Raw genomic sequence first — 10,837 nt, forward strand, 5'->3', positions numbered from 1 at the left:
CTTTATTCAGATACCGCCTCGCCGTCCAGGCGAGCGCGCGCAGCACGGACACGAACACGATCGCCGGCAGGATGGAGAATGCGTTCGAGACCGCGCTCGGGCTCTACCGTGCGGGACGGGGCCGGGACGCGCTGCCGTTGTTGCGCGAACTGGCCGGGCAGCATCCCGGCGAGCCGGCCATCCTGAACCTGCTGGGCGTCTGCCTGCGGATGGCCGGAGAACCGGCGGCGGCCGAGACGGCCCTGCGCGCCGCCCTGGCCGGATGCCCGGACCACGCGGACGCCCTCCTGAACCTCGCGGCGGTCTCGCGGGATGGCGGACGCCACGGCGTCGCGGCGTCCTGCCTGCGCCGCCTCCTCGCGCAGCATCCCGCCCTCCGCGAGGGCCTGAACCAGCTCGGCGCGACGCTCTCGGAGATGGGCGATCTCGAGGGGGCGGAGAGAACCTTGCGCCGGGCGGTCGGGCTCGTGCCGGACGGGATCGACGAGCGCTTCAACCTCGCGGCGATCCTCTGCCAGGCCGCGCCGCCGGATCGGGCGATCGCAGCCCTCAGGCAGGCCATCGCTCTGCAGCCCGAGGGCGCCTTCGCCTACGGGCTGCTCGGAGCCTGCTCCCTGCGGGCCGGGGACCTCGACGGGGCGCAGGCGCCCTTCTCGCGCGCGCTGCGCCTCGATCCGGCCGCGGCGGAGGCGCGCCAGGGCCTCGTGCGCGTCGCACGCTACCGGGCGACCGCGCGGGCCGCCCGCTCGGGCACGGGCCCGGACGGCCTCGCCCTGCGCGGTGCCTTCGCGACGGCGAGCGGCTACAGCCACATGACGCGGCGCCTGATCGAGGCCCTGAGACGGCAGCGCATCCCCCTGGAGATCCTCGGCCTCCTCGGCGACGAGCGCTGGCCGTTCGAGCCCCTCGACCGCCCGGTCCGGGCGCGGGCCCTCCTCAACGTCCTGATCCCGATGGCGGTGGAGCGGGTGCCGGGCCTGCCGGCGGTCACCTTCACGATGTTCGAGGGCCATCCCATCCCGCCGAGCTGGCAGGTGCACAGCCGCAACAGCGACATCGTCGTCGTGCCGACCCGCGCCTCCCGCCGGGCCTGGATCGCGGGCGGCTTCCCTGAGGCGCGACTGCGCCTCTGCCCGCTCGGCATCGACCCGGAAGCCGGGGACGGCGCCCCCCTGCACCTCGCGCTGCCGGACGGGCGTCCCGTCGCGGAGATCCCGTACCGCTTCCTCAACGTCTCGGATTTCGTCCCGCGCAAGAACGTCGACGGGCTGCTGCGGGTCTGGCTGCGGGCCACCGACCGCCGGGACCCGGCCTGCCTGATCCTCAAGCTCGCCATCGGCGGCCGGCCCGACGGCCGGGCCGAGCTCGCCGACCTCGTGCGCCGCGGCGAGGCGGCGACGGGCCGCCGCGTCGCGGAGGCCGCGCCGATCCTGCTGGTCGACGCGGTCCTGGACGAGGTCCGGATGGACGGCCTCTACCGGGCGGCGACCCATTACTGGAGCCTCTCGCACGGGGAAGGCTGGGACCTGCCGATGGCGACCGCGGGAGCGCTCGGCCTCGGGCTGATCGCGCCGCGCCACACCGCCTATGTCGATTATCTCCATGACGGCATCGCCCACCTGATTCCGGCCCGCACCGCACCGGCCAGGCGCCCCTACGCGGACGAGCCCTGGGCGCCCTTCCACGGCCTGGACTGGTGGCAGCCGGACGAGGAGGCGGCCGTCGCGGCCCTTCGGGCCGTGATCCGGAACGGCGCGGCGCTCCCTTCCGCCGCGGACCACCTGCGACGGTACTTCACCTGGGACCAGTCGGCGGCGACCCTGCTGACGATCCTGGGCGGGCTCGGCCTTACCCCGCCGCCGGAGGAGCCATGAGCGCCGTCGGGGTGCGATCGGAGAGGGAGGCGAGCGCCGTCGAGGCGCGGTTCGCGGAGGCCTGCCGCGATCACGGGGCCGGCCGCACCGACGCCGCCGAGGCCGGCTACGGCGCGATCCTCGCCGCTGCACCGGGCCATCCGGGCGCGGCGGGCAACCTCGCGGCGCTCCTGCACGCGTCGGGGCGTCCGGCCGACGCAATCGCCGTGCTGACCCGCGCGCTGCGCGCGGCGCCGGAGGAGGCGGCTTTGCGCGCGAGCCTCGCGGCTCTCGTCGGCGAATCCGCGGGGCCGGATCGTGCCCGCACGCTCGCCGAGGGCGCGCTCGCCCTCCGGCCGGACCTTGCGGAAGCCTGGTTCCATCTCGGCAACGCGCTGCGCGCCCGCGGCGAGCGGGCGGGCGCCGAGGGCGCCTATCGCCGGGCGACGCGGACCAGGCCCGATCTCGCCGGGGCCTGGAGCAATCTCGGCGACGTGCGGGCCGAGGCCGGAGCCCTGGAGGAGGCGGTCGCCTGCTACCGCACCGCGCTGGGCCACAGGCCCGACCTGCCCCAGCCCCGGGTCAATCTCGGGGAGGCGCTCAACGCGCAGGGGCTGGCGCAGGAGGCCGCCCTCCTGCTCCAGGACGGGCTGGCGCTCCACCCGGACCTGCCGCTGCTGCACGCGAACCTGCTCTTGACCCTCCACTACCTGCCCTCGGTTCCGCCCGCGGTCCTGGCCCGTGCGCATGCCCACTGGAACCGCCGCCACGCCGCGGGCCTCCTGCCCGCGCGGGCCGTCCATGCCAATGCGCGCGATCCGGGGCGGCGGCTGCGGGTCGGCTACGTCTCGCCCGATCTCTGCACCCATGCCTGCGCCTCCTTCATCCTGCCGCTGTTCGGCGCGCATGACCGGCAGGCGGTGGAGGTGGTGGCCTACGACCTCTCCGGGCGGCGCGATGCCGTGACGGAGCGCCTGGAGCGCCGGGCCGACCTCTGGCGGCCGCTCTCCGGCCACGACGACGCGCAGGCCGCCGCGTCGATCCGGACCGACCGCATCGACATCCTCGTCGATCTGGCGGGCCATACGGCGGGCGCGCGGCCCCTGATCTTCGCCCGCGCCCCGGCGCCGGTGCAGATCGCCTGGCTCGGCTATCCCGACACCACCGGCATGACGGCGATCGGCCACCGGCTCACCGATGCCTGGGCCGATCCGCCGGGCCCGAGCGACGGCTGGCACAGCGAGCGGCTGGTGCGGCTGCCCGGCGGCTTCCTGAGCTTCGCGCCGCTGGCCGAGGCCGAACCGGGGCCGGTGCGGGGTGCGGACGAGCCGGTGACCTTCGGCTCCTTCAACAAGCTCGCCAAGGTGACGCCCCAGGTCGTCGCCCTGTGGGCCCGCATCCTCCGGGCGGTGCCGGGCTCGCGACTCGTCCTGAAGAGCCGCGCCCTCGCCGAGGCCTCGACCCGGGAGCGGTACCGCACCCTGTTCGCTCGCGCGGGCGTGGAGGCGGAGCGCCTGATCCTCGCGGGCCAGGTCGCGGGACTCGACGCGCACCTGCGCGCCTATCACCGGATCGACGTCGCCCTCGATCCCTTTCCCTATAACGGGACCACCACGACCTGCGAGGCGCTCTGGATGGGGGTGCCGGTGGTGAGCCTCGCGGGAACCCATCACGTCGCCCGGGTCGGCGTCAGCCTGCTCACCGCCTGCGGCCTGCCCGACCTCGTGGCGGAGAATCAGGACGCCTATCTGGAGATCGCCAGGGCGCTCGCCGCCGATACGGACCGGCGAGCGACGCTCCGTACGGAACTCCGCGAGCGGATGCGGGCCGCACCGCTCGGCGACGCGGCCCGCTTCGCCCGGAGCGTGGAGGCGGCCTATCGCACGCTGTGGCAGGACTGGCTCGCATCCGCAGATCCGGCCTGAGGCGGAGCCGGTGCGGCGATCTCCGCCAGCGCCGCCGCGACCCGCTCGACCACGCCGGCCCAGGCGCCCGGCTCGGACTGCCGGAACAGCCGCATCGTCGGATACCAGGGCGTGTCGTCGCGGTCCTGGAGCCAGCGCCAGCAGCCGTCGTAGCGGGAGAGCACCCAGACCGGCTTGCCGAGCGCCCCCGCCAGATGGGCCACGGAGGTGTCGACCGTGATCACGAGATCGAGGCGCAGGATCAGGGCGGCACTGTCGGCGAAGTCGCGCACCGCCCCCATCGGGTCGTGAAGCACGAGGCCCGGCGGCGGGTCGGCGAGCTGCCCGGCGGGTGCCCCCATCTGGAGGTTGACGAATCCAAGGTTCGGCACCCGGGCGAGGGGCGCGAAATCCGCGAGCGTCATGCTGCGGCGCCGGTCGGTGAGATGCGCGCTGATCAGGCCCGGACGGGGATCGCCCGACCACACGAGACCGACGCGCAGGCCCTCGCCCGGCAGCGGCACGGCGAGCCAGCGCGCCACCGCCTCGGCCGGTGGGAACAGGTACGGCATCCGGGCCGGCACGCTCTCCAGCGCGGTGCCGAACAGGCGCGGCAGGCTCATGAGCGGGCAGTGGAAGTCGGGCCGCGGGAAGGCCTCGTTCGTCCCGTAGACCGCGGCGACCCCCGGCATCCCGGCGACCAGCCGCTTGAGGGACGGCTGCACGAGCAGGAACACCCGCGCGCCACGCTCGGCCACCAGTGGGGCATAGCGCACGAAGTGCAGGGTGTCGCCCTGGCCCTGCTCGGCATGCAGCGCGATCGTCCGGCCCGCGAGGGGCTCGCCCCGCCAGGGCCGGAGATCCGCCCGCACTGAGGGCAGCTGCCCGGTCTCCCAGCGCGCCTCGTAGAGGTCCCAGGCCTCGCGCAGGCGACCGCCCTTCAGGAGAGCGAGCGACAGGTTGAAGCGGGCATCGGGATGGTGCGGCTCGGCCTCCAGCACGCCGCGAAAGAGCGCCTCGGCCTGCGGCAGGTCGCCGAGGTCGAGATGGACGATGCCGAGGTTGTTGCGGGCCGGCCGATGCGCGGGCTGCAGCTGCAGGGCACGCCGGCACAGGGTCTCGGCCTCGCGAAAATCCGCCCTGCCCTGCGCGTGCGAACGCAGGATATGGCCGAGATTGGCGTAGGGGTCTGGGTGGTCGGGCCGGAGGGCGATGGCGTTGCGGCAACAGCGCAGGGCCGCCGCACCGTCGTTGAGGCTCCAGCGGGCGCTGGCGAGATTGTTCCACGCCTCGGGCTGATCCGGTGCGAGGCGCAGGGCGCGGGCATAGGACCGCGCCGCCAGCGCCGGATCCTTCCGCAGCGAGGCCGCGATGCCGAGCTTGACGTAGGCCTCCGGTGCCGACGGGTCGAGGGTGATCGCCACGCGGGCGGCCCGCGCCGCCTCGCCGTCGCGGCCGGCCAGCAGGTGGGCGGTCGCCACCGCGACCAGGGCGGGGACGGCCGGCCGCAGGCGGCAGAACCGGCGAAGCCAGTGCGCCGCTCCGTCCGGGTCCGCCGGTTGCTTCAGGAGATTGGCGAGCGCATCCGGATAATCGGGCCTCAGAATCAGCGCCTGCCGGTAACGGGTGAGCGCCGCCTCCGGCCGCCCGAGGGAGCGCAGGGCCTCGCCGAGGCTGTTGCGGTAGATCGCCTGGCCCCGGTCGACCGCCATGGCACGGACGATCCAGGCCCGGGCGCGCCGTGCGTCGCCGGCCTGGAGCGCGACGATGCCGTGCAGGTGGAGCGCGTCCGCATGGGCCGGGTCGAGGGCGAGCACGCGCCGGTAGAGCGCATCTACCCCCGTCCGGCCGGCTCTATGCAGTGCGGTGGCCCGGGCGAGCAGCGGCGCCGGATCCGTGACGGAAACGGAGAGGCCGAGGCCGTCGCCCCCGCCCCGCTCCTCCGTGATTCGGGCGGTCGCTGCCATCGCCACACCTTCGCTCACGGCTCTCCACCCATGCCCGATCCGGTAACCGCCGCCGGCCCCGCCATCGCGGTTTCTGGACGGCTTCTCCCGCCCGCGCAACGCGGGGCCGCCACGTCCCTCGTGCCCTCCCCCATGGTCGAAACCCCACCAGCTTGACCGTGCGCGGGGCCGCTTTCGATCCCGAGCGGTCCTTCGCCCGGGGCGGCCCGTCATGCGGTCAAGCTGGTTGAGTTCGGACCGTAACACTTGCCCTCGCCCAGGGCCGGCGGGTCAATCCGCCGCCTCCGTGAAGGCGCGGGCGAAATCCGACCAAAGCCGCTCGGCGCGCACGAAGGCGCGGCCGCTCGCCCCGAGGTCGCGGGCGGCGGCGCGGTCCCGGTAGAGGGCCTCCAGATGGGCGACCGCCTCCTCGACGCTGGATTCGCCCCAGCCGAGGCGACGGCCCTCCGGGTCGGGCACCGGGTCCTGGCGCAGGAGCGGCAGGCAGGTGCCCTCCCGGATCAGGTCGAGATGACCGGTATTGGCCGAGAGGATCGTCGGTACGCCGCAGGCCATCGCCTCCATGGCCACGAGGTTGGTCGCGCCTTCGCAGCGGTTGGGAAAGACCGCGGCGTGACACTCCGCGAACAGGGCCGCGAGCCGGTCGCGGCTCAGGAATCCGAGATCGACGACGCTGCCGAGCGAAGCGCCGTTCGCCGTCGCCCATCCTTCCAGGTCGAGCCGGCCCTCCGCCACGCCGACCGGGACGGGGGCGTGGCGCGATTCGGCCATGCCGCGGGCCGTGTGCGGCCAGGGATTGAGCCAGGCGGTGACCAGAAGCGCCTCGGGGTGGCGGCGGTGGAAGCGGGTGAAGGCCGCGAGCACGATGTCCTGCCCCTTGCGGAATTCCAGCTTCCCGCCGGAGAAGATCACGAAGCGGTCGCCGAAGGCGCGGCGCGGCGCGACCGGTTCCAGCTCGTCCGGATCCACGCCCTGGAAGATGCAGGCCACGTCCGTGAGGCCGCGCTCGCGCAACAGGTGGCGGTTGTAGGTCGAGTGCACCACGATCCGGTCGAATCCGCGCGCCCGCTCGATCGCAGCCGCGTCGAGGCCAGTATCCTCGAAGGCGATCACCCCGATGTTGCGCTCGCCCCGGTAGAGCCGGCTCGGCTCGTCCCAGACCATGCCGTTGCTCAGGGCATGCAGCACCACGGTGCCCCCGAGCCGCAGGGGCCGCCCGCCCCGGGCGGCGGAGATCGCGCCGATCCGCCGGCCATCCTCCACCAACGGCGCGATCCGGGCACGGTTGCGCGGGCGCAAGGAAGCGAGCGCCGGCTCGCAGAGGAGCAGCGGGGGGCGGCCTTCATCGAGGAGATGCAGGCAGGTATGCGTGCCCACCAGGCCCCAGCCGTGCAGCTCGGAGAGTTGCCACGTCAGGGCGAGCGTCGGCGGAGCCAAGCGGATCCTCCTCGATGTGCGGGCCGGGCGGCGCGGATGCCGCCGGGCGCGGTGCCGCGACGGCCCCCTCGTGCCGCAGGCCGTATCACGCCGCCGGCTCCACGCGGAACGGTGCCGGCGGCAACCCCGCGGCCTGGCGCCGCCACATCCGGCGCCAGGCACTCTCCAGGTGACGGACGAAGCGCGGCGTGTCGAAGAGCGGGCAGGTCTCGCGCCCTTCCGCCAGCCGCCGCCGAAGGCCGGCGAGCCGCTCCGGCTCCGCGGCGAGGCGGACGGCGAGGTCCTCGTAGGCGTCGGGGGAGGCCGTGACGAGTTCCGGCAAACCGGCCGCCCGCAGCAGGCTCCCGGCGACGCGCGCCGCGAACCCTTCGCCGAGGCAGGTCACGACCGGGACCCCGGCCCAGAGGGCATCCGATGTCGTGGTGTGGCCGGTATAAGGAAAGCTGTCGAGGCACAGATCCGCCGCGCCGATCCGGGCCAGATGCCCGGCCTGCGGCAGGGGCGCGGCCCAGATCAGGCGCTCCGGCGCGATGCCGGACCCAGCGGCCCGCGAGCGCATCCGCGCGAAGCAGGCGGCGTCCGGCGCGTAGATCCAGAGCTGCGCCCCGGGCCGCCGGTCGAGCAGGCGCATCCAGCGGGAAAAGAGCGCCGGAGCGACCTTGTGGGGGGCGTTCATCGCGGCGAACACGAAGGCATCCTCCTCGAGCCCGAGCGCCACGCGTTCCGCAGGCGCAGCGGCGCGGGGCCGCCGGCGGTCGTTGGGCTGGTAGGTCTCGGGCAGGAGCACGAGGTGCTCGTCGAAGAAGGCCTGGTGCTCAGGCGGCGTGACCACGGGATCGCCGATCAGGTAATCGATCGCCGCGCCGCCGAGGGTACCGGGATAGCCGAGCCAGTGCACCTGCAGCGGCGCGAGGCGCCGCCGCCAGAGCCGGTGCCGGCCCTGCTCGGTGGGACCCTTGAGATCGACCAGGATGTCGATTCCGTCGGCGCGGATGCGCTCGGCGAGCGCGGCATCCGGGAGGTCGGCGACCTCGTGGAAGCGATCGAAGGCCGCCCGGAGCCGCCGGCGCATCGGGCCACCATCGTCCGGTCGGGTCGCATAGCCGATCGTGCGGAAGCCCGCCCGGTCGTGGAGTTCGAACACCTCGGCCGCCAGATAGGCGGTGGCGTGCTCGTGAAAATCGGCCGAGACGTAGCCGACCGTGAGGGGCCGCTCCGGGTCCTCCGGCCGGTCGGGCGGCGCCCAGGGGGCGACGGGGCCGAGCGTCTTGCGCCGGAAAGTCCTGGCCGAGCGCAGCTGACGGGCCGGATCGTCGTCGATCAAGAGGTTGGCCAGCGGCAGGACGATGCCGTCCGCCGCCGCGACCGCCCTCAGGCGCGCCGTGATCGCCGCGTCCGCGGCTGCGTCCCAGTCGCCGGCCCCGCGGCCTGTGAACAACCCCGCGCTGAGGATATCGCCCCGGTCCGGATCGAGGCGGGCGGCACGCCGGTAGGCCCGGGCGGCGCCCGCCCCATCCCCCGCCCCGCGCCGCGTATGGCCGAGCTCGTGCCAGGCCTCGACCGAGTCCGGCGCCCACGCCACGGCCGCCTCGTGGACGCGGCCGGCCGCGGCGGCGCGGCCTTCCGCCCGCAAGGCCGCACCGTGCAGGATGCGGGCCCGCACGTCCGCAGGCTGCAGGGTGACGGCCCGGTCGAGGTCGGCAGCGGCCTTCTCGCCGACCGTCAGGCGGGCGCTCCCCCGGACCAGCCAGGCCTCGCCATGCTCCGGATCGAGCGTCACCGCCCGGTCGAGACGGCGCAGGCCTTGCCCCTCGTCGCCCCGCTGGCACGACAGCTGACCGAGATTGATCCAGGCATCCGCGATGCGCGGGTCGAGGCAGAGGGCGTCCCGGAACCACGCCGCGGCGGGTTCCGGCCGTCCGGCGGCGGCGGCGACAAGGCCGAGGAGCAACCGGCTCTCCGCATGCTCGGGCGCCGCCGCGAGAGCGTGGCGGGCCAGGGCCCCGGCCCGGTCGAGCCGGCCGTCCAGGTAGGCCTCGAACGCCGTCTCCAGGAGGCGGGGCACGATGGGGCGGGGCACGATGGGGCGGGACATGTCCCGGACGGGCGGCGGGCCCGTCGTGGCGCCGTGCGGGCCGCCCGCGCCCGCCCCATCCCGGACCAGGGCGGAGACCGCCTCCGCGACCCGGGCCATCGCGCCCGCCCAGTCGCCGGGACGCGAGCAGCGGAACAGGCGGTGGCCCGGATACCAGGGCGTTCGCTCAGGCTCGTCCATCCAGCGCCAGTCGCCCATCCAGGGCAGGACCAGGAAGACGGGCTGGCCGAGCGCCCCGGCGACGTGGGCGACGGAGGAATCGCAGCAGACCATGAGGTCGAGATTGGCCGCGAGCGCGGCCACGTCGGCGAAGCCGTCCGCGGCACCGTCCGGATCCGCCTCGGCCCGGGTGATCCCGAGCCGGGCCCCGTGCTCGGCCAGCTCGTCCAGCCCCTCGACGCGCTGGAGGCTGTGCAGGGAGACGCCCGGCAGGGCGGCCAGCGGCGCGAAGGCGGCGAGCGGAATCGCCCGCAGGGCGCCGCTCGCGCGCCAGTGGATGCCGATTCGCAGGCCCCGGCTCGGCAAGCGCCGCGCCCAGGCCGCGACGCGCGCCGGTTCCGGCGCGAGATAAGGCATGACGGCCGGGACCGCCTCCCGGCGCGTGCCGCAGAGATGGGGCAGGCTCATCAGGCTCTGGTGGCAGTCGAAGGGCGGCAGGTCCTCGCCCTCGGCGACGAGCCGGTCGATGCCGGGCGCGCTCGCGAGCAGGCCCCGGAGGGGCGCCTGGCACAGGAAGACCGTGCGGGCGCCCATCGCCTTCAGGAGCGGCAGGTAGCGGACGAACTGCACGCTGTCGCCGAGCCCCTGCTCGTAATGCACCAGGATGGTCCGTCCCACGAGCGGCTCGCCGCGCCAGGGCGGCGCCGACCCGAGATCCGGGCGCCAGCGCCAGACCGGCTGGAGCAGCCGCGCCTCGTAGTGCCGGAGGCCCTCCTCGAGCCGCCCCGCGGTCAGCAGGCAGATGCCGAGGTTCTTGCGATGGTGGGGGTCGGCGGGATCGGCCGCGACGGCGCGCCGGTACCAGGTCTCCGCCGCTCCGAGGCGGCGGCGCGCCATGAGGGCCGCCCCGAGATTGTTGGCCGCTCCGGCCATGCCGGGCGCGTCGATCAGGGCGAGGCGGAGGGCGGCCTCGGCCGCCACGGGCTCGTCGCCGGCGGCCAGCAGCGTGCCGAGACGGAAGGCGGCGCCCGGATAGTCGGTGCGCAGGCGCAGCAGCCGGCGCAGCAGGGCGACCGCCTCCGGCGCCCGGGGAATGCGGGCGAGCGCGGCGGCAAGGTGGTAGAGGGCATCCGGCTGCTCCGGGTCGCGCGCCAGCACGGCCGTCAGGGCTTCGACCGCCTCCCCGGTCCGGCCCGCGCCCGCGGCGGCGAGACCGAGCACGAGCAGGGCGTCCGGGTGTCCCGGGGCCACGGCCAGCGCCGCCCGCAGGCTCGCGATCCCCGCGTCGCCGCGCCCGGCTCCGAGATGATCGATCCCCTCCGAGACCAGGCGCCCGACGGTGCCGCCGATCGCATCCACAGGCGTCCGTGTCGCCAAAATCACACACCTCCGGGCGCAACCCTCGGGCGTGAAACGCCCGCT

5 protein-coding genes are annotated in these 10,837 nt (G+C 75.1%); 2 read left to right on the top strand and 3 right to left on the bottom strand.

The features are described 5' to 3' along the window. Window positions 1-71: 71 nt before the first annotated feature. A complete protein-coding gene (locus tag AC3AOF_RS31530) occupies window positions 72-1,874 on the top strand; it encodes a tetratricopeptide repeat protein (protein WP_488349422.1) in 1,803 nt (600 codons plus the stop codon). Then, window positions 1,871-3,778: an O-linked N-acetylglucosamine transferase, SPINDLY family protein gene (locus AC3AOF_RS31535; protein ID WP_488349423.1), complete on the top strand. Its 1,908-nt coding sequence runs from the start codon at window positions 1,871-1,873 to the stop codon at window positions 3,776-3,778. The genes AC3AOF_RS31530 and AC3AOF_RS31535 overlap by 4 nt, the downstream gene beginning before the upstream one ends. On the opposite strand, the gene AC3AOF_RS31540 is transcribed toward AC3AOF_RS31535, so the two are convergent. The 3 genes from AC3AOF_RS31540 to AC3AOF_RS31550 all read right to left on the bottom strand — a co-directional run bounded on the left by AC3AOF_RS31540 (window position 3,730) and on the right by AC3AOF_RS31550 (window position 10,774). Beyond that, window positions 3,730-5,724 carry a tetratricopeptide repeat protein gene (locus AC3AOF_RS31540; RefSeq protein WP_488349424.1) on the bottom strand — a complete coding sequence of 665 codons (1,995 nt, stop codon included), beginning with the start codon at window positions 5,722-5,724 and terminating at the stop codon, window positions 3,730-3,732. The genes AC3AOF_RS31535 and AC3AOF_RS31540 overlap by 49 nt on opposite strands. Window positions 5,725-5,994: 270 nt before the next feature. Next, window positions 5,995-7,161: a glycosyltransferase family 4 protein gene (locus AC3AOF_RS31545; protein ID WP_488349425.1), complete on the bottom strand. Its 1,167-nt coding sequence runs from the start codon at window positions 7,159-7,161 to the stop codon at window positions 5,995-5,997. Between the two features lie 85 nt (window positions 7,162-7,246). Then, the gene (locus AC3AOF_RS31550; RefSeq protein ID WP_488349426.1) at window positions 7,247-10,774 is read right to left on the bottom strand and encodes an O-linked N-acetylglucosamine transferase family protein; all 3,528 of its coding nucleotides are present in this window, start codon (window positions 10,772-10,774) and stop codon (window positions 7,247-7,249) included. Window positions 10,775-10,837: the final 63 nt, after the last annotated feature.

It is taken from the genome of Methylobacterium sp. 142-1Y (assembly GCF_057747795.1).

What these genes read in the sequence shown, in the direction of transcription:
- AC3AOF_RS31530 (WP_488349422.1), top strand. Translation starts at nt 72, where the DNA reads ATGGAGAATGCGTTCGAGACCGCGCTCGGGCTCTACCGTGCGGGACGG.
- AC3AOF_RS31535 (WP_488349423.1), top strand. Translation starts at nt 1,871, where the DNA reads ATGAGCGCCGTCGGGGTGCGATCGGAGAGGGAGGCGAGCGCCGTCGAG.
- AC3AOF_RS31540 (WP_488349424.1), bottom strand. Translation starts at nt 5,724, where the DNA reads ATGGCAGCGACCGCCCGAATCACGGAGGAGCGGGGCGGGGGCGACGGC.